The organism is Pasteurellaceae bacterium RH1A (genome assembly GCA_012221805.1).
Lineage (GTDB): Bacteria > Pseudomonadota > Gammaproteobacteria > Enterobacterales > Pasteurellaceae > RH1A.
The window spans coordinates 2,274,088-2,298,784 of sequence record CP015195.1; the positions used below are offsets into that span (position 1 = coordinate 2,274,088).

Annotated in this window: 23 protein-coding genes and 2 pseudogenes; 17 read left to right on the forward strand and 8 right to left on the reverse strand. The window is 50.4% G+C overall.

Annotation, left to right across the window (positions count from 1 at the left end; genetic code table 11):
• Nucleotides 1–3: 3 nt before the first annotated feature.
• Nucleotides 4–1,263: a glutamate-5-semialdehyde dehydrogenase gene (locus A4G20_10790; protein ID QIW16774.1), complete on the reverse strand. Its 1,260-nt coding sequence runs from the start codon at nt 1,261–1,263 to the stop codon at nt 4–6.
• Nucleotides 1,264–1,692: 429 nt separating this feature from the next.
• Between A4G20_10790 and A4G20_10795 the strand changes: the two genes are divergently transcribed.
• The 8 genes and pseudogenes from A4G20_10795 (at nt 1,693) to A4G20_10830 (ending at nt 7,342) form a co-directional block, all read left to right on the forward strand.
• Complete coding sequence (locus A4G20_10795; GenBank protein QIW16775.1) at nt 1,693–2,823, forward strand: recombinase RecA; 1,131 nt, start codon at nt 1,693–1,695, stop codon at nt 2,821–2,823.
• A 40-nt stretch (nt 2,824–2,863) separates the two neighbouring features.
• The gene (locus tag A4G20_10800) at nt 2,864–3,307 is read left to right on the forward strand and encodes a recombination regulator RecX (GenBank protein QIW16905.1); all 444 of its coding nucleotides are present in this window, start codon (nt 2,864–2,866) and stop codon (nt 3,305–3,307) included.
• Nucleotides 3,300–3,617 (forward strand): ASCH domain-containing protein, encoded by a 318-nt coding sequence (locus A4G20_10805; protein QIW16906.1) that lies wholly within the window; start codon nt 3,300–3,302, stop codon nt 3,615–3,617. The genes A4G20_10800 and A4G20_10805 overlap by 8 nt, the downstream gene beginning before the upstream one ends.
• Nucleotides 3,604–4,127, forward strand: a pseudogene (locus tag A4G20_10810) (hypothetical protein). The gene A4G20_10805 and the pseudogene A4G20_10810 overlap by 14 nt, the downstream one beginning before the upstream one ends.
• On the forward strand, nt 4,120–4,674 hold the full coding sequence (locus A4G20_10815; GenBank protein ID QIW16776.1) for a tRNA threonylcarbamoyladenosine biosynthesis protein RimN: 555 nt from the start codon (nt 4,120–4,122) through the stop codon (nt 4,672–4,674). Before A4G20_10810 ends, A4G20_10815 begins: the two are co-directional and overlap by 8 nt.
• Before the next feature lie 3 nt (nt 4,675–4,677).
• Nucleotides 4,678–5,490 carry a shikimate dehydrogenase gene (locus tag A4G20_10820; GenBank protein ID QIW16777.1) on the forward strand — a complete coding sequence of 271 codons (813 nt, stop codon included), beginning with the start codon at nt 4,678–4,680 and terminating at the stop codon, nt 5,488–5,490.
• A gap of 107 nt (nt 5,491–5,597) precedes the next feature.
• Nucleotides 5,598–6,929, forward strand: a complete 1,332-nt coding sequence (locus tag A4G20_10825; GenBank protein QIW16778.1) for an anaerobic C4-dicarboxylate transporter — start codon at nt 5,598–5,600, stop codon at nt 6,927–6,929.
• Between the two features lie 71 nt (nt 6,930–7,000).
• Nucleotides 7,001–7,342, forward strand: a complete 342-nt coding sequence (locus A4G20_10830) for an iron-sulfur cluster insertion protein ErpA (GenBank protein ID QIW16779.1) — start codon at nt 7,001–7,003, stop codon at nt 7,340–7,342.
• A gap of 53 nt (nt 7,343–7,395) precedes the next feature.
• On the opposite strand, the gene A4G20_10835 is transcribed toward A4G20_10830, so the two are convergent.
• The 6 genes and pseudogenes from A4G20_10835 to A4G20_10860 all read right to left on the reverse strand — a co-directional run bounded on the left by A4G20_10835 (nt 7,396) and on the right by A4G20_10860 (nt 12,586).
• Complete coding sequence (locus A4G20_10835; GenBank protein ID QIW16780.1) at nt 7,396–8,163, reverse strand: polar amino acid ABC transporter ATP-binding protein; 768 nt, start codon at nt 8,161–8,163, stop codon at nt 7,396–7,398.
• A 12-nt stretch (nt 8,164–8,175) separates the two neighbouring features.
• Complete coding sequence (locus tag A4G20_10840) at nt 8,176–8,889, reverse strand: cysteine ABC transporter permease (GenBank protein QIW16781.1); 714 nt, start codon at nt 8,887–8,889, stop codon at nt 8,176–8,178.
• Nucleotides 8,876–9,652, reverse strand: a complete 777-nt coding sequence (locus A4G20_10845) for an amino acid ABC transporter substrate-binding protein (protein ID QIW16782.1) — start codon at nt 9,650–9,652, stop codon at nt 8,876–8,878. The genes A4G20_10840 and A4G20_10845 overlap by 14 nt, the downstream gene beginning before the upstream one ends.
• Nucleotides 9,653–9,753: 101 nt before the next feature.
• Nucleotides 9,754–10,514 (reverse strand): annotated as a pseudogene (locus A4G20_10850) (biotin--[acetyl-CoA-carboxylase] ligase).
• The gene (locus A4G20_10855) at nt 10,511–11,539 is read right to left on the reverse strand and encodes a UDP-N-acetylenolpyruvoylglucosamine reductase (protein ID QIW16783.1); all 1,029 of its coding nucleotides are present in this window, start codon (nt 11,537–11,539) and stop codon (nt 10,511–10,513) included. Before A4G20_10855 ends, A4G20_10850 begins: the two are co-directional and overlap by 4 nt.
• A gap of 222 nt (nt 11,540–11,761) precedes the next feature.
• Entirely contained in the window at nt 11,762–12,586 is an 825-nt protein-coding gene (locus A4G20_10860) for a diaminopimelate epimerase (GenBank protein ID QIW16784.1), read from the reverse strand.
• A gap of 142 nt (nt 12,587–12,728) precedes the next feature.
• On the opposite strand from A4G20_10860, the gene A4G20_10865 reads away from it, so the two are divergent.
• The 3 genes from A4G20_10865 (at nt 12,729) to A4G20_10875 (ending at nt 16,095) form a co-directional block, all read left to right on the forward strand.
• Complete coding sequence (locus A4G20_10865; protein ID QIW16785.1) at nt 12,729–14,051, forward strand: C4-dicarboxylate ABC transporter; 1,323 nt, start codon at nt 12,729–12,731, stop codon at nt 14,049–14,051.
• Nucleotides 14,052–14,159: 108 nt separating this feature from the next.
• Nucleotides 14,160–15,107 (forward strand): hypothetical protein, encoded by a 948-nt coding sequence (locus A4G20_10870; protein ID QIW16786.1) that lies wholly within the window; start codon nt 14,160–14,162, stop codon nt 15,105–15,107.
• A 79-nt stretch (nt 15,108–15,186) separates the two neighbouring features.
• On the forward strand, nt 15,187–16,095 hold the full coding sequence (locus A4G20_10875) for a glycine--tRNA ligase subunit alpha (protein ID QIW16787.1): 909 nt from the start codon (nt 15,187–15,189) through the stop codon (nt 16,093–16,095).
• Between the two features lie 135 nt (nt 16,096–16,230).
• On the opposite strand, the gene A4G20_10880 is transcribed toward A4G20_10875, so the two are convergent.
• The gene (locus tag A4G20_10880; protein ID QIW16907.1) at nt 16,231–16,659 is read right to left on the reverse strand and encodes a peptidase M23; all 429 of its coding nucleotides are present in this window, start codon (nt 16,657–16,659) and stop codon (nt 16,231–16,233) included.
• Nucleotides 16,660–17,062: 403 nt separating this feature from the next.
• Between A4G20_10880 and A4G20_10885 the strand changes: the two genes are divergently transcribed.
• The 6 genes from A4G20_10885 (at nt 17,063) to A4G20_10910 (ending at nt 24,677) form a co-directional block, all read left to right on the forward strand.
• Nucleotides 17,063–20,032, forward strand: a complete 2,970-nt coding sequence (locus A4G20_10885; GenBank protein ID QIW16908.1) for a ribonuclease E — start codon at nt 17,063–17,065, stop codon at nt 20,030–20,032.
• A 294-nt stretch (nt 20,033–20,326) separates the two neighbouring features.
• Nucleotides 20,327–21,853 carry a transporter gene (locus A4G20_10890; GenBank protein ID QIW16788.1) on the forward strand — a complete coding sequence of 509 codons (1,527 nt, stop codon included), beginning with the start codon at nt 20,327–20,329 and terminating at the stop codon, nt 21,851–21,853.
• A gap of 220 nt (nt 21,854–22,073) precedes the next feature.
• Complete coding sequence (locus tag A4G20_10895; protein ID QIW16789.1) at nt 22,074–23,279, forward strand: bifunctional phosphopantothenoylcysteine decarboxylase/phosphopantothenate synthase; 1,206 nt, start codon at nt 22,074–22,076, stop codon at nt 23,277–23,279.
• Between the two features lie 109 nt (nt 23,280–23,388).
• The gene (locus tag A4G20_10900; GenBank protein ID QIW16790.1) at nt 23,389–23,844 is read left to right on the forward strand and encodes a deoxyuridine 5'-triphosphate nucleotidohydrolase; all 456 of its coding nucleotides are present in this window, start codon (nt 23,389–23,391) and stop codon (nt 23,842–23,844) included.
• Nucleotides 23,844–24,455 carry a nucleoid occlusion factor SlmA gene (locus A4G20_10905; protein ID QIW16791.1) on the forward strand — a complete coding sequence of 204 codons (612 nt, stop codon included), beginning with the start codon at nt 23,844–23,846 and terminating at the stop codon, nt 24,453–24,455. Before A4G20_10900 ends, A4G20_10905 begins: the two co-directional genes overlap by 1 nt.
• Before the next feature lie 3 nt (nt 24,456–24,458).
• A complete protein-coding gene (locus A4G20_10910) occupies nt 24,459–24,677 on the forward strand; it encodes a hypothetical protein (GenBank protein ID QIW16792.1) in 219 nt (72 codons plus the stop codon).
• Nucleotides 24,678–24,697: the final 20 nt, after the last annotated feature.

Consider the following 24,697-nt stretch of genomic DNA (forward strand, 5'->3'; position numbering starts at 1 on the left):
TTTTTAGGCCCGGCTTATATAATCGCTGGAGCAGACCCATTTATAGGTAGTCAGCGCTTCCAAGCCCATAGGCCCCCGGGCGTGGAGTTTTTGGGTACTAACTGCCACTTCTGCCCCCAGGCCAAACTGGCCGCCATCAGTAAAGCGGGTGCTGGTATTAACATAAACCGCTGCACTGTCCACCGCTCGCACAAAGGCCTCAGCCATTTGTGGGTTCTGGGTCAAAATGCCATCAGAATGCTGGCTGCTGTATTCCCGAATATGGGCCAGGGCTGCTGCAAAATCCTCTACCACCACCACGTTAAGATGGGTTGAAAGCCATTCCTGCCGTAATTCCTCATCTTTGACCGGCTCAACCTTGGCTCCGGCCTGGCTGAGAATCCTGCAAGCGGTCGGGCAGGCGTGAAAACCTGCAATTTTTTGGCCCAGTTCTTGGGCTAGACGCGGCAGAAATGTTTCTGCAATGGAGGCCTGAACCAAGAGGGTTTCTAGGGTATTGCAGGTGCTTGGCCGCTGGGTTTTTGCGTTTTCAATCAAGGGGATAGACTTAATCAGGTCAGCCGTTTCTTCCACAAAGAGATGGCAGATGCCAATTCCGCCCACAATCACGGGAATGGTGGCGTGCTGTTTGCAAAGTTCCTGCAACTTGGCCCCGCCCCGAGGGATAATCATATCTACATATTTGTCGAGTTTGAGCAAGTCCATGACCAACTGGCGATCAGGATCGGTAATGGCCTGCACAGCCGCACTTGGCAACCCCGCCTCTTCCAAGGCCTGCTGGATAACTTCCACCAAGACCTTGTTGGTATGCTGGGTTTCGCTCCCGCCCCGCAGGATAACCGCATTGCCGGTTTTGAGGCAGAGGCTGGCCACATCCACCGTGACATTAGGCCGGGCCTCATAAATCGTGCCAATCACCCCAAGCGGAGTGGCGACACGTTGAATTTGTAAACCGCTATCCAGCCGCCCGCCATCTAAGATCTTGCCCACAGGATCGGCCAGGCTAATGACCTGGCGGACATCATTGGCAATGCCCTGCAAGCGGGCTGGGGTTAAAAGTAAGCGGTCAATCAAGGCCTCGCTCAAGCCCCTGTTTCGGGCGGCTTTAATATCCTTGCAATTTTCGGCCAAAATTAGCCCGCTTGTGGCCTCTAATTTATCCGCAATCAGCGCCAGGGCCTGGTTTTTTTGCTGGGAAGAAAGCTGGGCCAGCTCAAATGCGGCCTGCTTGGCCGCTTTTCCCAGTTGAATCAGATCTGTCATGGTTATTCCTCGTAAAAAATTTCCTAAAAATTACCTGACAAGCCTCAATTTGTCGAGCTTTAAAATAAATTTGTGACATGGATCGAGAAATTGTGCGAGCCTTATCGCTTTTTTAGTCAGCTTTTCTTAAAATAAGAGCGTATGCGTGTTTGGAGGTAAGCAACGAAATGAGCCAACTGTATGAGGATTTGATGGAGGCCGCAGAGGCTATGGAGCAATATTTACAGGATCAAATTCCCCTCAAAACGATCAAACGTTCACAGCTTGATCCCATGGATATTTTGCCTGATGAGGTGACGGCAGAACAATCCATCCAACCTTCGAACTAATCGCAAGAATTTAAAAACACTGTAAAAATTTACTTGACTGTATATGTAGGCAGTATATTATAGGCAGGTATTTTACGAACCTATGCGTTAAGGATTTATTATGGCAGCAGAGAAAAAAACAAAAAAACAACCGGCAGTAGAACAGATCACCAATCCAGAGGACAGAGAAAAGGCCCTGTCCGCAGCCCTGGCTCAAATTGAAAAGCAGTTTGGTAAAGGCTCGATCATGAAATTGGGCAATACACCAAAATTGGATATTGAGTCAGTTTCAACAGGTTCTATTGGCCTAGACTTAGCCTTGGGCATTGGCGGCCTGCCAATGGGGCGGATTGTAGAAATCTTCGGGCCGGAATCCTCGGGTAAAACCACCCTTACCCTCTCTCTTATTGCCCAGGCCCAAAAGGCCGGTAAAACCTGTGCCTTTATTGATGCCGAGCACGCCCTAGACCCAATCTACGCCCGCAACCTAGGTGTGGATACTGATGAGCTTTTAATTTCCCAGCCAGATAATGGGGAGCAGGCTCTGGAAATCTGTGATGCCCTAGTGCGTTCAGGTGCAGTGGATGTGGTTATCGTGGACTCGGTTGCAGCACTTACTCCAAAAGCCGAAATTGAAGGCGACATGGGCGACTCCCACATGGGCTTGCAGGCACGACTTATGTCCCAAGCCCTGCGTAAGCTCACGGGTAACATCAAAAATGCCAACTGCTTGGTAGTCTTCATCAACCAGATCCGCATGAAAATTGGTGTCATGTTTGGCAATCCTGAAACTACCACTGGTGGTAATGCCCTTAAATTCTATGCCTCCGTACGTTTAGACATTCGCCGTGCCGGTGCGGTTAAAGATGGCGATGATGTGATTGGTAACGAAACCAAAGTAAAAGTCGTGAAAAACAAGGTGGCTCCGCCATTCCGTGAAGTCCTCTTTGACATTATTTATGGCCAAGGCATTTCCCGTGAGAGTGAGATCCTCAACTTTGCGGTTGAGCAAAAAATGATTGAAAAATCAGGTGCCTGGTTCTCCTATCAAGGCAAGAAAATCGGTCAAGGTAAGGCCAATGCCCTTAAATGGTTGAAGGAAAACGTGGAAGAAGCACAAAAACTCGAGGAAGCATTACGTGCCAAACTCATGAGTTCGCCACAAAGTTTTAACGTAACCCCAAAAGCGGCTGACGAAGAGGCCGAGATTGTGGAGTTGAACGGCTCTGACTATAACGAAAACGAGTTTTAGCTAAACGGCCCCACGGCCTGTGGGGCTAAATAGTTTGATGATGCAAAAATATTCTGCCACCCAATATCTAGTTTATCTATTAGCCCGCCGAGATTACAGCGAGCAGGAACTGCGCCAGCGGCTCAAGCGTAAGGAGTATTCCGAGCAAGAGGCTGAAGAGGCCCTGGCCAAGGCCCAGGAACATAACTGGCAAAGCGATGTGCGTTTTTGTGCAACCTATGTTCGCTCCCGCTCCCAGCAAGGCTATGGCCCCCGCCGTATTCAGCAGGAACTCTACCACAAGGGCATTGCCCAATGGTTGATTGAACAAACCTTGGAAGAGGCTGAAATTGATTGGTATGAGCTGGCAGAGTATCAGTTCAATAAAAAGCGGCCTGAGGTTTGGGACATCAAGGCCAAGCAAAAAATGTGGCGCTTTATGCTGTCCCGTGGCTTTGAAAACGATCATTTCCGAGACTTAATGGATCTAGACTATGATGAGTAAAATCACCTTTTTCAGCCGTTTCGAGGCAGATATTCTAAGCAGGCGTAAAACCATTACCATTCGAGACAGCTCCGAATCCCACTTTCAAGCGGGGCAAAAATTAGCGGTTTTTACAAATGAAACCGACCGGCTCTTTGCCCATATTGAAGTAAAATCCGTCAAGCCCATTACCTTTGATGATTTAACAGAGCAAGAAGCCGCTCAAGAAAATATGAGCTTGGTGCAACTTAAACAGGTTATTCGGGAGATTTACCCTCAAGAAGACGCCCTTTTTGTGATTGAATTTGAATTAGTAGATGAGCCTCTTTAAATCAACCAAACACACAGAAGCCTGCCCAGAATGCGGTGCGGCCCTTCAAATCAAGCGGGGCAAGCAGGGCCTATTCTTGGGTTGCACGGCCTACCCAGCCTGCCATTACCTCAAGCCCCTACAGCAAAACAGCCGCATTCTCAAAACCCTTGATGAAGCCTGCCCCAATGCCAAGCCCCCCTACAACTCAAACAGGGCAGCTTTGGCCTTTTTATTGGTTGCAGTGCCTATCCTGACTGCCATTTTATTGTGCATGAAGAAAGCGAGGCTGAGGAAAGTTTTGATTGCCCTGAATGCAAAAGCCATAAATTAGTGGCCCGCCGAGGCCGTTCGGGCAAGACCTTCTACGGCTGCACGGGCTTTCCCGATTGCAAGTTCACCCTAAGTGCCAAGCCTGTCGCCAAAACCTGTCCCCAGTGTGGTGGGCCTTTAGCCATTCCTAAAAAGCAGGGCTACCAATGTATCAACAAGGCCTGCCAACACCTTTTTAATGATCAAGACCATGAATAATTTTTCCCCTATTGTTGAAGCCCTCCAAGCAGACCAAGTAGTGGCCTACCCCACGGAAGCCGTCTTTGGCCTGGGCTGTAACCCCCAAAGTGAAGAGGCCGTCAGAAAACTCCTGGCCCTTAAACAACGCCCTGAAGAAAAGGGCTTGATTATCCTTGCCCACGACCTTAGCCTGTTTTTACCCTATATTGATGCAAGCCGCTTAGGTGATAAGGAATGGCGGAAGCTTGAAAACGTGGGTGAACAGGCCATTACTTGGATTGTGCCGGCCAAGGCCAGTGTGCCCCGCTACCTCAGGGGCCAGTTTGACAGCATTGCGGTTCGCCTTTGCCACTTGCCTGCTGTGGTAGAACTCTGCCAGGCCACAGGCTTTGCCCTGACCTCGACCAGTGCCAACCTGACAGGCCAGCCCCCCTGCCGCACGGCCGAGGAAGTCCACCAGCAATTCGGCCCAGACTTCCCTGTACTTGATGCGCCTACAGGCGGCAGAAGCAAGCCATCAGAAATTCGTGATATTTTTAGCCAGCATATTTTTCGCCAAGGATAAGCCATGCACCACTACGCCGTCTGGGGCAATCCTATTGCCCAAAGTAAATCCCCCCGCATTCACCAACTTTTTGCCCAACAAGCGGGTAAAAACCTGCAATATCTTGCAAAATTAGGCAGCGAGAGCGAGTTTGAAAAGGAACTTGAAGCCTTTTTCGCCCAGGGTGCCCAGGGCTGTAACATTACCGCCCCCTTTAAGGAGCGGGCCTTCCGTCTTGCCCACCTCCATAGCGAAACCTGCCTCTTGGCTGAGGCCTGCAACACTCTAAAACGTCTAGAAGACGGCAGACTTTATGCCGACAACACAGACGGCAAGGGCTTAAGTGCCGATTTAGCACGCCTGGGCTGGCTTAAGCCCCAACAAAAGGTCTTGATTTTGGGAGCAGGGGGGGCGACCAAGGGCGTCTTGCTGCCTCTCTTACAGGCCCAACAAAACATCACCCTTTATAATCGCACCCATGAGAAAGCGGTTGAGCTGGCCCAAAAATTTGCAAATTTTGGCCAAATCCAGGCCGCTTGTTGGGAAGAATTGGTCAATCAATCCTTTGATCTGATTATCAACGCCACCTCCCTAGGCCTTGCAGGCAAGTGTGTGGAACTGCCGGCCCAACTCCTTAAATCCGCCAAGATCTACGATATGCAATATGCTCTAGGCCAGAATACGCCCTTTTTAAATTATGCCAAAAGCTGTGGCGCAGAAGCCCTGGCTGATGGGCTGGGCATGCTGGTCGGCCAGGCCGCCCATGCCTTTGCCCTCTGGGAGGGGGTTATGCCCGAGATTGAGCCTGTCCTTAAACAGCTTCAGGCGGAAATGTAAGCCGCAACTTTTTCTGCATAAAATTTGATTTAGGTAAAATTCGCCCCTTTTGTGCTAGGAAGCAAAGCCGTAAAATATACCTCTTTTTTACTATTCGAGGTCTTTTTATGCTTTATGCAGAATTTCTCTTTTTACTCTTAATGCTCTATGTCGGCAGTCGCTACGGCGGGATTGGCTTGGGCGTGGTGTCAGGCATTGGCCTGGCCATTGAGGTCTTTATTTTCCGTATGCCGCTGGGTAAGGCACCTGTTGATGTGATGCTCATCATCTTGGCGGTGGTTACCTGTGCATCCATCTTAGAAGCGGCCGGTGGCCTGAAATTTATGCTGCAAATTGCCGAACGGATTTTGCGCAGCAACCCTAAACGGGTAACCCTGCTTGGGCCTATTGTTACCTATGTGATGACCTTTATGCTGGGCACAGGTCATTCGGTCTATTCTGTTATGCCAATCATTGCAGATGTGGCCCTGAAAAATAAAATCCGCCCAGAACGCCCAATGGCGGCGGCTTCTGTAGCTTCGCAATTAGCCATCACCTCCAGCCCCCTTTCTGCGGCAGTGGCTTTCTATCTCACCCAAATTTCAGGCATTCCAGGCTTTGAACAGGTCAGCCTGCTTAATATTATCAGCGTGACCGTGCCGGCCACCTTCTTGGGAACCTTGGCTCTAGCCCTTTACAGTATGCGCCGTGGCAAGGAGCTTGAGGACGATCCAGAATACCAACGCCGCCTGCAAGACCCTGTTTGGCGTGAGCGTATTCTCAATACCACCAACACCACGCTGAATGAGGAACTGCCAAAGGCTGCCAAGCTCTCGGTTTACCTCTTCCTGCTTTCCTTGGTGACCATTGTGGCCATTGCTATGCTGCCAGAAATCCGCACCATTGCTGATGCCAAGAAGCCGATTTCCATGTCTCTGGTCATTCAAATGATGATGCTCTGCTTTGGTGGGATCATCTTGCTTCTGACCAAAACCAACCCACAAACCGTGCCGAATGGCGTGGTCTTTAAATCGGGTATGGTGGCTGCCATCGCCATTTTCGGGATTGCCTGGATGAGTGACACCTACTTCCAATACGCTATGCCAGAATTTAAGGCTGCGGTTACAGGTATGGTAGAACACTATCCATGGACCTTCGCCTTTGCGCTTTTCGCTGTATCGGTGGTAATCAATAGCCAAGCAGCAACAGCGGTTATGATGTTGCCGGTGGGCATTAGCTTGGGCCTAGAACCTGCCCTCTTGGTCGGTTTAATTCCAGCCACCTATGCCTACTTCTTCATCCCTAACTACCCATCAGACATTGCGACCGTAAACTTTGACGTAACCGGCACAACCAAGATCGGCAAATACTACTTCAACCACAGCTTTATGGTGCCAGGTTTAATCGGCGTGATTGTTGCCTGCTTGGTGGGTATGGCCATTGCCAGCGTGGTCATCTAAAAGAAGATTGATCGAAATCAAAACTTGATGGATAATATCCCACATATTGATTATGTGGGATTTTTTATAAAATGAGTGATATTGCAATTCCTCTTATCTTTACCGACGCTGCGGCAAACAAGGTAAAGAGCTTAATTGAAATGGAAGAAAATCCAGACCTCAGACTGCGTGTTTATATTACAGGTGGTGGTTGTAGCGGTTTCCAATACGGCTTCACCTTTGATGACAAGGTCAATGAAGGGGACTTAACCATCGAAAATCAAAGTGTGGGTTTGGTGGTCGATCCAATGAGTTTACAGTATTTGATTGGTGGCACCGTGGACTATGTGGAGGGCTTAGATGGCTCCCGCTTCGTGGTACAAAACCCCAATGCCAGCTCCACCTGCGGTTGCGGGTCTTCTTTCAGTATTTAAAGATGAGATAATCAAAAGCCCAAAGTGTGATGCTTTGGGCTTTTGCTATATGGTTAGATGGAATAATCACTTTCAACCGCTACCTTGGCCTGCATGAGAAACTGCCTAGTGCGGGGTTCCTGCGGGCTTTCAAAAAAGGCCTTGGCCGTGTTTTGTTCAATAATCTTGCCCTCTGCCATCAAAATCACCCTGTCTGCCACTTCACGGGCAAACTGCATTTCATGGGTGACAATAATCATGGTCCAGCCCTCTTGGGCTAGTAATTTTAAGGCTTGTAAGACCTCGCCCACTAATTCTGGGTCAAGTGCAGAAGTCGGTTCATCCAATAAAATAACCTCTGGCTCTACTGCCAAGGCCCGGGCAATGCCCACTCGTTGCTGCTGGCCGCCTGAGAGCTGAGAGGGGTAGAGATGGGCCTTGTCTTTCAGCCCTACCTTGGCCAAGAGTTCAAGAGCCTTGGCCCTGGCCTCTTCCTTGGATTTCTTCTGTACCACAACCATGCCTTCCATCACATTTTCCAGGGCGGTGCGGTGGGGGAAGAGGTTATATTGTTGGAAGACTATGGAGGTTTTGCGGCGTAGGGTTAGTTCATCCTTTTGGCTGACCTTTTTGCAAAAATCCAGTGATAAATCACCGCTTGTAAAGGCCAGGGTGCCCTGATCGGGGCGTTCTAATAAATTCAGGCAACGCAAAAAAGTGGTCTTGCCCGAGCCTGATGGCCCTAAAATGGCTACCACCTCGCCCTTTTTAAGGCTCAAATCAATGCCTTTGAGTACCTGATTGCTCTTGAAGGATTTGTGGATGTTTTTTATTTCTAGCATGATGAAACCCTCTTACAAATGCCGTGACAATCTGGCCTCTAACCTGCCCTGTAAAAGGGATAAGACAAAACAGAAGATCCAATAAATCAAGGCCGCCTCGGTGTAAATTAGGATAAACTCATAATTGGTGGCCGTGATATTTTGGGCTACACGGAAAAGTTCTGTCACCAAAACCAGAGAGGCCAGCGAGGTATCCTTAACCGTGCTGATAAAGGTATTGGCCAGGGGCGGCACTGATACCCGCAGGGCCTGGGGCATAATGGTGCGGCTAAAGGCTTGAAAATAGTTCATGCCAATGGCGTAAGAGGCCTCCCACTGGCCCTTGGGAATAGACAAAATGGCTGCTCGCACCGTTTCCGAAGCATAAGCCCCGATATTGAGGGAGAAAGCAATAATGGCCGTTGGGAAGGGCTCCAACATAATGCCCACTTCCGGCAGGCCATAAAAGATAATGAAGATTTGCACCAACATAGGCGTGCCACGAATGATAGACACATAAACCCGGCAGAGCAACTGCAAGGCCTTGATGAGGGGGCTGTCGCTGGGCATGGTACGCACCACGGCTACCAGCAGGGCAATGAGCAGGCCACTAAAAAAGGAGATGACCGCAAGGGGAATAGTGTAAAGGATTGTGGCTTCCAGCATAGGCAAAAACGAGCTGATGACCTCATCAGCTCGTTGTGCGTTCATAAAGGGAAGCGAGGCTAAAAAGCTATTTAGTGACATCGTCGCCGAACCATTTGATAGAGAGTTGCGATAATGTACCCTCTGCTTGGAGTTCTTGCAAGGCCTTATCAAACTTTGCAATCAACTCGTCTTCGCCTTGAAGGAAAGTGAAGTGAGAACCCACGCTTTCATCCGCCTTGACTGCAATTTTTAAGCCTGCATTTGGGTGTTGCTTGAAATAATCCAAGACGGCAATTTGGTCATTGACGGTGGTTTCTACCCGCCCTTGTTTTACCAGCTCTAGGTTTTGTGCCAGGCTATCCACCGTGACTAAAACCGCCCCATTTTCACGGGCCAAGGCCGTATAGTTGCTGGTGAGGGATTGGGCAGATTTTACCCCCTTAAGATCGGCAAAGGATTTGATCTTGTCGTTATCAGCACGGGTAACAATAACCGCACGAGAAAGATTATAAGGCAGGGAGAAGCTGTATTTTTTCTTGCGTTCCTCGGTTGCCCCCACTTGGTTGGCAATCACATCAAAACGTTTGGCATTAAGGCCTGCGAACATGGCATCCCACTGGGTTTCCTTAAACTCAACCTTGAGGCCCAGTTTATCGCCGACTGCTTGGATAACCTCAATATCATACCCTGTTAATTTGCCCTCCTTATCGTGGAAGGTAAAAGGAGCATAGGTGCCTTCGGTGCCAACCAGCAAGGTTTTGGTTTGTTCCACACGGTCACTGATTGGGCCAGCATGGACTGTAAGAGCGGTCAAGGCAAGGCCTGCACTTAAGAAGAGTTTGCTTAAAAGGGCTTTTTTCATTGTGATTTCCTATAAATAAAGTCTGAAAGATAGGTGGATTATAGGCAAACAAAAAAGGAAGGCCAATAGCCTTCCCTTATTTTATATAACTTTTGGTTATATTACTCTGCCCTGAGCGACATTTCCCCAATGGCAAAGGCGCTTATCTGCCCATCTTGCTCCAGCAGCAATTCGCCCTTGGCGTTAATGCCCTTGGAAATGCCGTGGATTTCGGTTTGTTCTGTAACCAGTTTTACCGCTTGATTAAAAAAGACATCAAAGCCCTGCCAGTCGGCCACATAGGGGGCAAAGCCTGTGGTGGGGTAGGTGCTTAGAGCGGTTTGTAATCGCTTGGCCAGGGTGGCGACCAGTTGGTTGCGATCTAACTGGTAGCGGGATAAGTCTGCCCAGGCCTGGGTGACTACACTTTCATCCACCTGCTTCATGCCTAGATTGAGGCCAATGCCGATAACCAGGTAAATACCAGACTTGTCCACCTTACTTTCAATCAGGATCCCGCCCATCTTCTTGCCCTGGTAGTAGATATCGTTGGGCCACTTGATCTGGATCTGCTCAACCTCCAACTCCTCAAAGGTTTGGGCAATCACCAAAGCGACTACTAGGCTAAGAGAAGAAAGATCCTGGACCTGGCTGTTGTAACGCCAGAGCATGGAAAAATAGAGGTTTTGAGACAGGGGCGAATACCACTGCCGGCCCGCCGGCCCCGGCCTGCGGTTTGGCTTTCGGCCAGGCAGAGGGAGCCGGATTCAAAGGCCTGATAGTGTTCCAGCAAATAGGCATTGGTGGAGTTGATCTCATCGAATATAAAGACCCCGCCCTGGGTCAGAGCGGCTTCGATTTGGGCTTGGTTAAAGCGGCTCATCGGGTGGTGGCCTCGCTGTCCACCTCGCCTGTCGCCCCCATAAAGCGGACTTCTGGGTGGAGTTCTACCCCGAATTTTTCCCGTACCTGACGGCGAACTTCACGGGCCAAGTCGGCCACATCTTTTCCTACCGCATTTTCCTTGTTAATCAGTACCAGGGCCTGCTGGGTATGGACAGCTGCCCCGCCTACCTGGAAGCCCTTGAGGTTGCATTGGTCAATCAACCAGCCAGCCGGCAGTTTGACCGAGCCATCGGCCTGTAGATAATGGGGGATGTTGGGGTAAGCGGTCTGAATTCGCTCAAAATCTGCAAAAGCCACCACTGGGTTCTTAAAGAAGCTGCCGGCATTGCCAACCTGATCTGGGTTGGGCAGCTTAGATTGGCGAACCGCACACACTTCCTCAAAGACAGCTTGAGGGGTGACGGTTTGCGGATCTAAATTGGCCAGCGAACCATAGCTGAGGACAGGCTGCCAAGCCTTGGCCAGCTTAAGGCCAACGGCTACAATGGCGTAACCTTCCTTGTACTGGTGTTTGAAGATGCTTTCACGATAGCCAAATTGGCATTGGTCAGCCGTCAGGCGGAAGGTTTCCCCCGTCTTTAAATTGAGCACCTCCACATAGTCGCAGACCCGCTCAAATTCCACCCCATAGGCCCCGATATTTTGAATGGGGGCGGAACCCACACAGCCTGGGATAAGGGCCAGGTTTTCTAGGCCTGCCATACCTTGGGCTAAGGTCCACTGCACTAACTCGTGCCAGTTTTCCCCGCCTGCCACATGGAGGTAGTGGAAGTCAGTATCTTCTTTATGCTCAATGCCCTTAAGGCGGTTGATGATCACCTTGCCTAAAAAGTCCTCTAAAAACAGGACGTTACTGCCCTGGCCTAGGAGTAAGACAGGTTGGTTTTCTGCCTGGGCAGCCTGCCACTGACTTAATAATTGCTGGGCCGTTTCAACCTCAGCAATATGATTGGCCTTGGCCGGCAGGTGAAAGGTGTGGAAGGGGGTGAGGGATTGGTTCATGTTATTGCCTTAGTTTGACCTCAAGCTGGCTTTCGCTCCACCCGCTTGCGGGGGAGCTGCCGAAGGCTGAGGGGGGGAATTACAAAATAAGCGGGTAGATTTTGGATAAAATTTGCAAAAAAGCAAGTATTTTCAACCGCTTGTCTAATTAACTATCGCCCCCCTCCGCCTTTGGCACCTCCCCCGTGAACGGGGGGAGGGAAGGAGATAAGGGCGTAAAAATTAAGTTCGGATATACCCATCATAAATATGGGTGGCATCGCCTGTCATATAGAGCGGATGGCCGACACCGGCCCATTCGATCTGAAGCGTACCGCCTGGTAAATCCACTCGCACAGACGGATCCAAGAGGCCTTGCATAATCCCAACCGCTACCGCCCCGCAGGCCCCGCTGCCGCAGGCCTGGGTTTCACCTGCACCACGTTCATAGACCCGCAGCTTGATATGGTTGCGGTTGATCACCTGCATAAAGCCGATATTGGCCCGCTCGGGGAAGCGTTCGTGGCTTTCCAGTAGGGGGCCAAGTTCGTTTACAGGAGCAGTTTCAAGGTCGTCCACTTGAAGAACGCAGTGGGGGTTGCCCATGGAAACCACGCCACAGAGGACGGTTTGCAGATCGGTACGCAGAATATAGTTCTTCTCGAATTTATTGGCGGTAAAAGGCACCTGAGCTGGCTCCCAAATGGGTTCGCCCATATTAACCCGCACCTGATCATTATCTTTCAGGCTTAAGACCATCTTACCCTTGGCCGTGCTGACCTTGATGTCTTTTTTGTTGATAAGGTTTTTTAGGGTCACAAAGCGGGCGAAACAACGGGCGCCGTTGCCGCACTGGGAAACCTCGCTGCCGTCAGCATTGAAGATGCGGTAGTGGAAGTCCAGTTCTGGATCGTAGGGTGGTTCGACTAATAATAGTTGATCGAAGCCAATACCACGATGGCGGTCGGCCCATTGGCGAATCAGATCTGGAGTCAGGTAAACGTTTTGGGTGACGCCATCGATGACCATAAAATCATTACCCAGCCCGTGCATTTTGGAAAATTGCATATTGTGTCCTTTCAAATTTACAACCATCAACGAATTTCTTGATCTAGGTTATGGCTGCCACTTGGGTTTATTGCTATCATTAGCCTGTTTATAACAGGTCTATTTACCCTATTCTATCATTTAAACTTAAAAAGGTAACAATATGTCTGCGATGTTTTTATTGCAATTCGCCATTGTCTTGGTGTGTATCTTAATCGGGGCCCGGGTCGGCGGGATCGGCTTGGGCGTCTTTGGTGGCCTTGGCTTGGCCATCTTGTCCTTCGTCTTTGGGCTAAAACCCGCCAGTTTGCCAATTGACGTGATGTTTATGATTATGGCCGTGGTGGCCGCAGCCGCTGCTATGCAGGCTGCTGGTGGTTTGGATTATATGATCAAAATCGCCACCAACATCCTACGCCGTAACCCGAAATACATCACCTTTATCGCTCCACTGGTTACTTGGACTTTCACCGTGCTTGCGGGAACAGGCCACGTTGCCTACTCAGTGCTGCCTGTGATTGCAGAGGTCAGCCGCCACAACGGCATTCGCCCAGAGCGTCCGCTTTCTATGGCCGTGATTGCCTCCCAGTTCGCCATTGTGGCCAGCCCGATTGCGGCAGCCGTGGTGGCCGTGGTGGCCTTCCTAGAGCCACAGGGCATTACCCTGGGTAACGTGCTAGGCGTAACCATGCCAGCAACCATTTTAGGCTTGGCCTTGGCCTGTGTCTTTGTTAATAAAATGGGCAAAGAGTTGAAAGACGACCCAATTTATTTGGCCCGCCTGCAAGACCCTGAATACGTTAAGGCCAACCAAGCCAACGTTAAAATGGACGACATCCAAATCAGTCCAACGGCTAAAACCTCGGTTGGCCTCTTCCTCTTTGGTGCCTTGTTAGTGGTCTTGATGGGGGCTATTCCATCCCTGCGTCCTGTCTTTGATGGCAAACCAATGGGTATGGCTCACACCATTGAAATCGTGATGTTGTCTATCGGTGCCTTGATTATTCTTTTCTGCAAACCAAATGGCGATGCCATTACTAAAGGTTCAGTCTTCCATGCGGGTATGCGGGCGGTGATTGCCATTTTCGGCATTGCCTGGTTGGGCGACACCCTCATGCAGGCCCACATGACTGAAGTCAAAGAAATGGTTAAGGGCTTGGTGGAAACGGCTCCGTGGGCCTTTGCCTTCGCACTCTTTGTATTATCTGTGTTAGTTAATAGCCAAGGGGCTACGGTGGCTACCCTCTTCCCATTAGGGGTTGCTTTAGGGATTGAACCTGCCGTGCTTATCGGGGTCTTTGTAGCGGTAAATGGTTACTTCTTCGTGCCAAACTACGGCCCAATCATTGCCTCCATCGACTTCGACACCACAGGCACCACCCGCATTGGTAAGTTTATCTTTAACCATAGCTTTATGATCCCAGGCCTGCTTAGTATGGTCTTTAGTATTGCCTTTGGTCTCTTATTCGCCAATATCCTACTCTAACAAGCGGTTGATTTTGTGAACTAAGTTGCAAATTTGGCATAAGGCTGTTGATCTGCTACCCTAACTAAACTAGAGTAGCTGGCAACAGCCTTTTTCTTAGGAGGAAAAATGAAATATACACTCACTGCCGCAGCCCTCTTGGTGCTTTCCCCAGCCTTATTTGCACAAAATAAGGACAGTTGGTTCGATAATTACCACGAGAGCACCTCCCAAACCTTAGACGGTTGGGCTAGGTCCATTGATGGCTGGATTGCCGAGCCAGACCCAGACCGCCCAGCCACGGCCAACCTGCGTTTTATGCTAGATAACCAATGGAACCGCTATGATGGCTACTCAATCAAGCCCCGTGTGCGGGCTAAAATCCGCCTGCCTTCCCTGAAAAAACGCTGGAGCCTGGTGATTGGGGATGATGACTTAGACAACCAAAACCGTGACAAAACCAATGTTTACCCCAACTATCACGGCCTTGAGAAGGAAAGACACTACGACAGACAACAGGCCCGTAATGATAACGCTTCTGTTGCCCTGCGTTGGTCGAATTTCAGTAAGTCTTGGGGGGTAGATACCGATGCCGATATTGGTTTACGGGCCAGGGGCGATCTTTATCTCCGCTTAAAAGCCAATAAAGAGTGGCGCTTAGATGATGTGACCACCACAAGGCTGGAGCAAATCTACCGCTACGGCGCCAAGAGCCGGCATTATGCTCGCACCAACTTTGAGGTCAAACGCTACTTGGCTGACAATTTCTTCGTGGCCAACCACCTCTTTTTAGACTATCGCCACAATAAAAAAGACGAATCCCTCTGGTGGGGCAATAGCCTCTACGGCCAGCACCATTTTGCCAACCACAAGCGCCTTAATTATGGGGTTTTAGTTGGCGGGCCAATTCGGCATAAGGCGGCCAAGCTTAACGGCTACGGGCCTTTTGTCAGCTGGCGCCAGCCTATTTACCGTGACTGGCTCTTCTTACAGACCGAATTAAATTACTACAACAATAAAGAATTGGATCGCAGCCACCACCTAGGCGGCTTTATGCGCTTGGAAGTGATTTTTTAGTTGCAAAAATCTTGCCAAACTAGACCGCTTGCAGGCTATAATAAGGGCATTTTTCGCATCAAGTTTAGGAATAAGTAAAATGTCAGACAAATTTAACGTAAAAACCTTCCAAGGCATGATCTTGGCCCTGCAAGATTACTGGGCCAGCCACGGCTGCACCATTGTTCAGCCCCTGGATATGGAAGTCGGCGCCGGCACCTCTCACCCCATGACGGCACTTAGAGCCTTAGGCCCAGAGCCGATGGCCTTTGCCTATGTGCAGCCTTCCCGCCGCCCAACAGACGGCCGCTATGGCGAAAACCCAAACCGTTTGCAGCACTACTACCAATTCCAGGTGGTGATTAAGCCTTCGCCAGACAATATTCAAGAGCTCTATCTCGGCTCCCTTAAAATGCTGGGCTTTGACCCAACCCAAAACGATATCCGCTTTGTGGAAGACAACTGGGAAAACCCAACCTTGGGCGCCTGGGGCCTAGGCTGGGAGGTTTGGCTAAACGGCATGGAAGTGACCCAATTTACCTACTTCCAACAGGTGGGTGGCCTAGAATGTCGCCCAGTAACAGGTGAAGTCACCTATGGCCTGGAGCGTTTGGCCATGTATATTCAGGGCGTGGACAGCGTTTATGACCTGGTTTGGTCAGACGGCCCGCTAGGCAAAACCACCTACGGTGATGTCTTCCACCAAAATGAAGTGGAGCAGTCCACCTACAACTTTGAATATGCCGATGTGGACTTCCTCTTCCAATGCTTCGAGCAGTATGAAAAAGAGGCCAAGGCCCTTTTAGAACTGGAAAAACCTTTGCCACTGCCAGCCTATGAGCGGATTTTAAAGGCCGCCCACAGCTTCAACCTTTTAGATGCCCGCAAGGCCATTTCCGTGACCGAACGCCAGCGTTATATCCTGCGCATTCGCACCCTGACCAAGATGGTGGCCGAAGCCTACTACGCCAGCCGTGAGGCACTGGGTTTTCCAGGGTGTAAGGCTTAATCCTTTTAGATCACCTCTGCCCCCCTCAGCCCTTCGGGCAGCTCCCCCCGCAAGCGGAGGGAGCGAAAGCTTGTAAAGATCGCTTTCCTCCACCCGCTTGCGGGGGGAGGTGCCGAAGGCGGAGGGGGTAAATACTTACTCAAACCCCTTTTTCTGATCAACCAGCGGAAAAGGATTAACCGCTGTCCTATCCCATTCATAAATCCCATAATGCAGGTGGGGCGGTGTGCCCTTGGCATTGCCGGTGTCGCCCACATAGCCGATAATATGGCCTGCTGGAATGATTTTAAAGCGATGTAAGTCTTCAGCCACGCTGTCTAAATGGGCATAGTAGTGCCACATAAGCCCCTCGCCCAAGACGGTCACAAAAATCCCACCCAAACGGCTTTCCCCAATCCTCATAACCACACCTCTGGTCGTGCTTTGAATGGGCGTGCCCCGCTTGGCGAAAATATCCACGCCCTCATGCAGCCGTCCGCCACCCCGAGGGGCGTGCCAGGTGTCGATAAAAGAGCGGCCCTGAACAGGGTTGGGCAGGCTTTGGGCTGTCGGCGGCTTGCCTATAAACCAGACGGCTGCCAGGCTAAGTAGGAGGCCTAAAAGGGCCAAAGATAAGATGATTTTTTTCATAGCTCCTCCAATTTGGGCCGATTGTAACAGAAAATCCCAAGCAACCAAGCGGCAAAAATAATTGCCCTTAAAAGCCATAATTGCCTTGCTAAAACCGCCTTTAAAATGCCATAATGCCCCGTTTTTTGTGCGTGTAATCTATTTGCAAAAAATCGCCAAAAACACCCCGCTTGTCACTTGAAAAGCAAGCCTAAGTGGTTGATTATGCAGTCAAAATTTTGAGTGTTAGACATAATGACCGCCGATTTTCGCCTAAGTTGAGAGTCGTGAGATTGACAAAACCTAAGCGAGTATTGACAGAATAACGATATAACAATGAGAAAACACAATGAAAAGAATGTTAATCAACGCAACCCAAAAAGAGGAGTTGCGGGTTGCCCTGGTTGATGGGCAACGTCTCTTCGATTTAGATATCGAAACCCCAGGACACGAGCAGAAAAAAGCCAACATCTATAAGGGAAAAATTACTCGTGTTGAACCCAGTCTTGAAGCTGCCTTCGTTGATTACGGGGCAGAACGCCACGGTTTCCTGCCACTAAAAGAAATTTCTCGGGAATACTTCCCTGAAGGCTATGTCTTCCAAGGCCGCCCCAATATTCGTGACATCATCAGCGAGGGTGCTGAGGTTATCGTTCAGGTCGCCAAGGAAGAACGGGGCAACAAGGGTGCAGCCCTGACTACCTTTATCTCCCTGGCAGGTAGCTATCTGGTTTTAATGCCTAATAACCCAAGAGCCGGTGGGATTTCTCGCCGCATTGAGGGCGATGAGCGTTTAGAACTCAAAGAAGCCCTAGACTGCCTAGATGTGCCTGATGATGTGGGCTTGATTGTGCGTACCGCAGGTGTGGGCAAGTCGCCAGAAGAGTTGCAGTGGGACTTAAAAGTGCTCCTGCATCACTGGGAAGCCATCAAAAAAGCAGCAGAATCTCGCCCAGCACCTTTCCTTATTCACCAGGAAAGCGATGTGATCGTGCGAGCCATTCGGGACTATCTCCGCCGGGATATTGGCGAAATTCTCATCGACAACAAGAAGGTCTTTGAGAAGGCGAAAAACCATATCCGCCTGGTCCGTCCAGACTTTATCAACCGTGTCCGCCTCTATGAGGGCGAAGTGCCACTCTTTAGCCACTACCAAATCGAATCGCAAATCGAATCCGCCTTCCAGCGTGAGGTTCGCCTGCCGTCTGGTGGTTCCATTGTGATTGATGTAACCGAAGCCCTAACCGCTATCGACATCAACTCTGCCCGTTCAACCCGGGGCGGCGACATTGAGGAAACGGCTCTTAACACTAACTTAGAAGCAGCTGATGAAATCGCCCGTCAATTACGCTTGCGGGACTTGGGCGGCCTGGTGGTGATCGACTTTATCGATATGACCCCTGTTCGCCACCAGCGTGAGGTGGAAAACCGTATTCGTGAAGCTACCCGCCAAGATCGGGCCCGCATTCAGTTCGGTCGCATTTCCCGCTTTGGTCTTTTGGAAATGAGCCGTCAGCGTCTCAGCCCATCTTTAAGTGAGGCCTCCAGCCACGTTTGCCCACGCTGCCAAGGCACAGGCAAGGTGCGGGATAATGAGTCCATTGCTCTATCCATTCTTCGCTTGCTGGAAGAAGAGGCCATTAAGGACAATTCTGCCCAGGTTCACGCCATTGTGCCTGTGGAAGTGGCTTCCTACCTACTTAACGAAAAACGCCGAGCCATCAGCGACATTGAAAAACGTCAGGATGTGCAGATTGTGGTCGTGCCAAGCGAAAGCATGGAAACCCCGCACTTCAGCGTTTACCGCCTGCGGGAAAGTGAGATTATCCCAGCCCTCAGCTACGATTTGGCCAAACGCTACCAAGAGCGGGAAGAAGAGCAAAATGTATCGGTAGCCAGCCGTGAAGAAACCTTGGTCACCCGCAATGAGCCGGTGATTACGGTCGAAAGTGTGCTCAACAGCAGTGAGCTTAACCTGCAACCAGCCCCAAGCCCAGTTGAGCCGAAAAAACCATCGCTCTTATGCCGTATTGTGACTGCCATCAAGGGCCTTTTTGCCAAGGAAGAAGAGCAGAAGCCAGTCAAGAAAACGACTAGCCGTAGCCGCAACCAACGTGATCGCCGCAACCCACGCCGTGAACGTTCCCAAACCCGAGCCAACCAGGCCAAGGATGAAACCAAGGCTGCACCGGTTAAGGAGCGTCAGGAAGCTAAAAAACGCCGTGTCGTGGAAGAGGTGGTGGAAGCCCCACGTTCAGAGCGTAACGAACGTGCCGAGGCACCAGCCAAAGAAGCCCAGGTTGCAGAACGCCGCCAACGCCGTGATCTGCGTAAGCGGGTGCGGGTGGAACAAGCACCAGCAGAACAGGCAGAAGCCTCGGTACAGGCTGTAGTCGCCCCAGTGCAAGCGGAGCAAAATCTGCAAAAACCTGCAAAAGTGCAACCGCTTGTCAACCAGGCCAAGGCCCAAAACCCAGAGCCAGCAACTCAAGAGCCAGCTGAAACACCGGTAAGTGAAGAACGCAACGAGCGTGAGGGCAACCGCCAACGCCGCCTGCCTCGCCACCTGCGTGTGGGCAACCAACGCCGCCGTGACGATCGCAAACGCCAAACGGTCACTTCGCCAGTGCCACTAACATCTGCCGTGATGTCGCCAGAACTGGCCAGCGGCAAGGTTTGGGTTCGTTTTGAGGCAGTCCCTGCCAAGGCGGAAGAAAAACCACGCTTCTTGTCGGTAGATGAAATGCTCCAGCAACAAGAGCCAGCCCAGGCAGCAGAAAAGGCTGAAACAGTTGTCAAGGCTCAACCTAATAAGGATGCTACTTCAACTGTGCCTTTTGGTGGTTTTGTGGCTCAGCCGACTGACCGTGATCTGGTTAAAGAAAATCAGGAAAAACGCCAGCATCCTCAAGAGGAAGCCCAGGCGCAAGCCGTCAAGGCCGACAGTAAGTCAGAGGCTCATACTTCAACCGTGCCTTTTGGCGGCTTTGTGACCCAGCCGACCAACCGTGATTTGGTCAAAGAGAAGAACGAGCGGGTTAAGCATAAGCCAGCCCATATCGAAACGGTGGACGAGCATAAGGCCCTGCCTGAGATCGCCCTTTACCAAAGCGATTATGCCTTTGCCGGCAAGCTAGGCACCTTCTCCCGAGCCAGTCACACCAAGGCAGAGGCCACAGTGGCCAGTGCCCCAAGCGAGGAGATTAAAATCCTCCAAGCCCAAGAGTGGAACAACTCCCGTTACTACTTCTATGGCAAGGGCTTCGGCGGCCATTCGAGTGCAGTCAGCCATGTTTATTCGGCTCCAAGAGTGGCGACAAACGATTAAAGTCTTGAAGGCTTAATCAAGCGGTGGAAGCGTAATTATCGTATGCTTCCACCCTTTCTTGTTTTTATGCCCATCTTTACAAAAAATTATTGTGCTGATTATCTAAAACAAAATTTATCGAAAAAACTGCTATTTTTCATATTTTGGTTTTTTATCTCAAAAATAAAATCAAAATCAGCCATTTATACTAGCAAAAGCCAAAATCATCGCGTTTAAAATTATTTTTATCACTTTACTTTTGAGGCTTTCTTGGGCATATTTGCCCAGTATTTTTAGTTTAGAGGTAACTTACTTATGGCAAGTGTAAATTCATCGGTTCCACAACGTGAAACCTTTTCAGGCCGCAAGGCCTTTATCCTTGCTGCTATCGGTTCAGCCGTGGGCTTGGGTAACATTTGGCGTTTCCCTTATACCACCTATGAAAACGGCGGCGGCGCCTTCATTCTTCCTTACCTTATCGCCCTTTTAACGGCCGGTATTCCCCTGCTTTTCTTAGATTATGCCATTGGCCATCGCCACCGTGGCGGGGCGCCCTTGTCCTATCGCCGTTTCAGCCGACACTTTGAAACCTTCGGTTGGTGGCAGGTTATGGTCAATGTTATCATCGGTATTTACTATGCGGTGGTTTTAGGCTGGGCGGCCAGCTATACCTATTTCTCCGTCAATGGCGCCTGGAGCGACAAGCCAATCGACTTCTTTATTGGCGAATTCCTCAAAATGGGTGACATCACCCAAGGGGTTAGCTTTGAGTTTGTTGGCATGGTGACAGGCCCGCTTGTAGCCGCTTGGCTCATTGCCCTTGGCGTATTAGCCCTGGGCGTGCAAAAGGGGATTGCCAAGGCCTCAAGCATCTTAATGCCTATTTTGGTGGTCATGTTTGTTATCTTAGTGGTCTATGCCCTCACATTGCCCGGTGCGGCCAAGGGCTTGGATGCCCTTTTCACCCCAGACTGGGCAAAACTGGCTGACCCAAGTGTGTGGATTGCGGCCTATGGCCAGATCTTCTTCTCATTGTCTATCTGCTTCGGGATCATGATCACCTACGCCTCCTACCTCAAGAAAGATTCAGACCTCACCGGCAGCGGCCTAGTGGTCGGCTTTGCCAACAGTGGCTTTGAATTATTGGCCGGTATCGGTGTGTTCGCAGCCCTGGGCTTTATGGCAACAGTTGCTGGCCAAGAGGTTAGCGAAGTGGCCAAGGGTGGAATTGGCTTGGCCTTCTTTGCCTTCCCAACCATCATTAACCAGGCGCCATTTGGCGAAATCTTGGGCGTGCTCTTCTTCGGCTCCCTCACCTTTGCTGCCTTAACCTCCTTTATTTCGGTTATTGAAGTGATTATTTCAGCCGTTCAAGACAAGCTCAACGTCAGCCGTGTGGCCGTGACCTTTATTGTTGGCCTGCCAATGATGTTCCTTTCTGTCGTTCTCTTTGGCACAACAACCGGCCTGCCGATGTTGGATGTGTTAGATAAGTTTGTAAACTACTTCGGCATCGTGGCCGTGGCCTTTGTGTCCTTGATTGTGATTGTGTCAGACGAAAAATTAGGCGTGCTTGGCCAACACATCAACAAAACCTCTTCCTTCAAGGTCGGTTTCTTCTGGCGCTTCTGCATCGTTTTAACCACCGGCGTCTTGGCCTTTATGCTCTTTAGTGAAGGGGCCAAGGTCTTCAACGAAGGTTATGAGGGCTACCCGAACTGGTTTGTAAACACCTTCGGTTGGGGTATGGCTGTGAGTTTATTAGTGGTTTCCTTCTTGCTCTCCCGCTTAAAATGGAAGAAAGAAGTCTTAGAGGCCCATCAAATTCAAGAGGAAGATTAAGATGAGTACCAGTGCAATTATTATGATGGTTGTTGCCCTATCCATCCTTTGGGGCGGCTTAATTCTAGCGGTAAAACGTTTGCCGAAAGAATAGTGTAAAAAAACCATAAAACATAACCGCTTGTGGGCAACTGCAAGCGGTTTTTTCATGGAAATCCTGCTTGTGAGCGGCCGCTTCTTTGCGTAAAATGGTGGCCAATTATTCCTTTCAACGAGTGCCATGTTAAGCCATAAAAAAATCCTGGTGGGCATTACAGGCGGGATTGCCGCCTATAAGACCATCGAACTTATCCGCCATTTTAAAACCGCCAATGCAGAGGTGCGGGTGGTCTTAACCCCTGCGGCAGAAGCCTTTGTCACCCCGCTTACCTTGCAGGCCATTTCAGGCAATGCGGTTTCCACCTCCTTGTTAGACCCTCAGGCTGAACTGGCCATGGGCCATATTGAGCTGGCCAAGTGGGCGGATTTGGTTGTGATTGCTCCAGCCTCGGCCGACTTTATTGCCCGTCTCAATCTGGGCCTGGGCAACGATCTCCTTTCCACCCTTTGCCTGGCCACGCCTGCCCCCCTCATGCTGGCACCAGCCATGAACCAGCAGATGTACAAGCGGCCATCTGTGCAGCGAAATTTGCAAGGCTTGGTTGAGGATGGTGTTGAACTGATCGGCCCCAATAGCGGCTTTCAGGCCTGTGGCGATGTGGGCAAGGGCCGAATGGCCGAACCTAGCGAGATTTTTGAAGCGGTTTGTAAGCACTTTCAGGGCAAGCAAGACCTGGCTCACTTGCATATTGCGATTACTGCCGGCGGCACCCGTGAGGCCATTGACCCCGTGCGTTATATTTCCAACCACAGTTCAGGCAAGATGGGCTATGCCATCGCATCTGCTTTCGCTAAACGGGGAGCCAAGGTCAGCCTAATTTCAGGCCCTACCAATCTGGCCACGCCAGCTCATGTGGATCGCTTTGATGTGGTTTCCGCCCAGGAGATGTTGCAAAAAGCGGAGGAAATCGCCCCGCTTGCAGATATCTTTATCGGCTGTGCGGCGGTAGCTGATTACCGTGTGGCTGAGGTAGCTGACCAGAAAATCAAGAAAACCGATGACAATGGGGAGCTGACCCTAAAACTGGTCAAAAACCCCGATATTATCGCCAGCATCGCAGCCATGGAGACAAACCGCCCCTTTGTAGTGGGCTTTGCCGCTGAAACCCAGAATGTGGCAGATTACGCCAAAGCTAAGCGAGAGCGTAAGAACTTGGACTTAATTTGTGCAAATGATGTGTCAGGCGGCCAAGTCTTTAACGCTGATCAAAACGCTCTTCAACTCTTCTGGCATAATGGGGAAAAAGCCTTGCCGCTGATGAGTAAGGAGAAGTTGGCGGAAGTGTTGGTGGAGGAGATTATTTCACGCTACCAATCCATTCACTGATGGCGCCAGCGTCCTCGCTGGTGCCTTAGCTTTATTAGCACTAGCCTGGAGGCTGGCGCTATCAAAAGCGAAAATATAGATTATAGAAAATATAAGGGACAATACATAAATGAAACAAATCGACTTAAAAATTTTAGACAGACGGATTGGCAGTGAATTTCCCCTGCCGGCCTATGCCACAGAGGGTTCGGCAGGCTTGGACTTACGAGCCTTGATCGATGGCCCGATGACGGTAGAAGCCGGCCAAACCGTGCTAATCCCAACCGGGATTTCTATTTATATTGCAGACCCCAATCTGGCGGCAGTGATTTTACCCCGCTCAGGCCTGGGCCATAAGAATGGGATTGTTCTGGGCAATTTGGTGGGTTTGATTGACTCGGATTACCAAGGCCCGCTCATGGTTTCTCTTTGGAACAGAAGCGAGCAGCCCTTTACTGTTGAGGTGGGCGACCGCATTGCCCAGCTGGTCTTTGTGCCGGTGGTGCAAGCTTCTTTTAACATCGTTAATGACTTCGCCCAAACCCAGCGGGGCGAGGGTGGATTTGGCCATTCAGGGAAGCAGTAATGACAGAGCCAAAGGTAAAAATGCCGAAGAAATCGGTCAAAGAACGCCGCCAGCAGGTGCTGGAAGTTTTGGTGGGCTTGCTCAACTCCGAAGAGGGCATGCAGCGGATTACGACCGAACGCCTGGCCGCTGCGGTCGGCGTGTCGGAGGGGGCCCTTTATCGCTATTTCCCCAGCAAGAGCAAGATGTATGAGGCGCTCTTAGAAAACATTGAGGCCACTTTGGTTAGCTACATCAATGCGGTCAATCGCAATGAAAAGGACACCATGAGCCGGGTCAAGGGGATCTTGAATACCATCCTGGCCTTTGCCCAGAAAAACCCAGGCGTTACCCGCCTGCTGACGGGCCATGCCCTTATGTTTGAAGATGAAGCTCTGCAAAATCGTGTGGCCAAGTTCTTCGACAGCCTGGAGCTGCAATTCACCAACATTTTGCAACTACGCAAGCTGCGTGAAGGCCAAACCTTTGACATGGATGTGCGGGTGCTGGCGGGTTATTTGGTCACCTTCTGCGAGGGCCAGTTCTTGCGCCTGGTTCGCTCTAACTTTAAATACAACCAACACCAGCATTTTGAAAAACAATGGCTTTTAATTAAGCCGATTTTTGAGTAACGTATGATTATTCCTTGGCAATCTCTTGAAGAAGAAACCCTGATGAACGTGATTGAGTCCGTTGTCCTGCGAGAGGGGACGGACTACGGGGCAGTTGAGCTGTCGCTGGCAACCAAAAAGCAGCGTTTACGCAAGATGTTGGAGCGAGAGGAGGTGGTGATTGTTTGGTCTGAACTTCACCAAAGCCTTGATATTAAAGACAAAAATTCTTTTTTAGGTTAATTGTAAAGCTCGTGTTACAA

Coding starts and splice junctions, on each gene's coding strand:
- A4G20_10790 (QIW16774.1), bottom strand. CDS start 1,263: ATGACAGATCTGATTCAACTGGGAAAAGCGGCCAAGCAGGCCGCATTT.
- A4G20_10795 (QIW16775.1), top strand. CDS start 1,693: ATGGCAGCAGAGAAAAAAACAAAAAAACAACCGGCAGTAGAACAGATC.
- A4G20_10800 (QIW16905.1), top strand. CDS start 2,864: ATGCAAAAATATTCTGCCACCCAATATCTAGTTTATCTATTAGCCCGC.
- A4G20_10805 (QIW16906.1), top strand. CDS start 3,300: ATGAGTAAAATCACCTTTTTCAGCCGTTTCGAGGCAGATATTCTAAGC.
- A4G20_10815 (QIW16776.1), top strand. CDS start 4,120: ATGAATAATTTTTCCCCTATTGTTGAAGCCCTCCAAGCAGACCAAGTA.
- A4G20_10820 (QIW16777.1), top strand. CDS start 4,678: ATGCACCACTACGCCGTCTGGGGCAATCCTATTGCCCAAAGTAAATCC.
- A4G20_10825 (QIW16778.1), top strand. CDS start 5,598: ATGCTTTATGCAGAATTTCTCTTTTTACTCTTAATGCTCTATGTCGGC.
- A4G20_10830 (QIW16779.1), top strand. CDS start 7,001: ATGAGTGATATTGCAATTCCTCTTATCTTTACCGACGCTGCGGCAAAC.
- A4G20_10835 (QIW16780.1), bottom strand. CDS start 8,163: ATGCTAGAAATAAAAAACATCCACAAATCCTTCAAGAGCAATCAGGTA.
- A4G20_10840 (QIW16781.1), bottom strand. CDS start 8,889: ATGTCACTAAATAGCTTTTTAGCCTCGCTTCCCTTTATGAACGCACAA.
- A4G20_10845 (QIW16782.1), bottom strand. CDS start 9,652: ATGAAAAAAGCCCTTTTAAGCAAACTCTTCTTAAGTGCAGGCCTTGCC.
- A4G20_10855 (QIW16783.1), bottom strand. CDS start 11,539: ATGAACCAATCCCTCACCCCCTTCCACACCTTTCACCTGCCGGCCAAG.
- A4G20_10860 (QIW16784.1), bottom strand. CDS start 12,586: ATGCAATTTTCCAAAATGCACGGGCTGGGTAATGATTTTATGGTCATC.
- A4G20_10865 (QIW16785.1), top strand. CDS start 12,729: ATGTCTGCGATGTTTTTATTGCAATTCGCCATTGTCTTGGTGTGTATC.
- A4G20_10870 (QIW16786.1), top strand. CDS start 14,160: ATGAAATATACACTCACTGCCGCAGCCCTCTTGGTGCTTTCCCCAGCC.
- A4G20_10875 (QIW16787.1), top strand. CDS start 15,187: ATGTCAGACAAATTTAACGTAAAAACCTTCCAAGGCATGATCTTGGCC.
- A4G20_10885 (QIW16908.1), top strand. CDS start 17,063: ATGTTAATCAACGCAACCCAAAAAGAGGAGTTGCGGGTTGCCCTGGTT.
- A4G20_10890 (QIW16788.1), top strand. CDS start 20,327: ATGGCAAGTGTAAATTCATCGGTTCCACAACGTGAAACCTTTTCAGGC.
- A4G20_10895 (QIW16789.1), top strand. CDS start 22,074: ATGTTAAGCCATAAAAAAATCCTGGTGGGCATTACAGGCGGGATTGCC.
- A4G20_10900 (QIW16790.1), top strand. CDS start 23,389: ATGAAACAAATCGACTTAAAAATTTTAGACAGACGGATTGGCAGTGAA.
- A4G20_10905 (QIW16791.1), top strand. CDS start 23,844: ATGACAGAGCCAAAGGTAAAAATGCCGAAGAAATCGGTCAAAGAACGC.
- A4G20_10910 (QIW16792.1), top strand. CDS start 24,459: ATGATTATTCCTTGGCAATCTCTTGAAGAAGAAACCCTGATGAACGTG.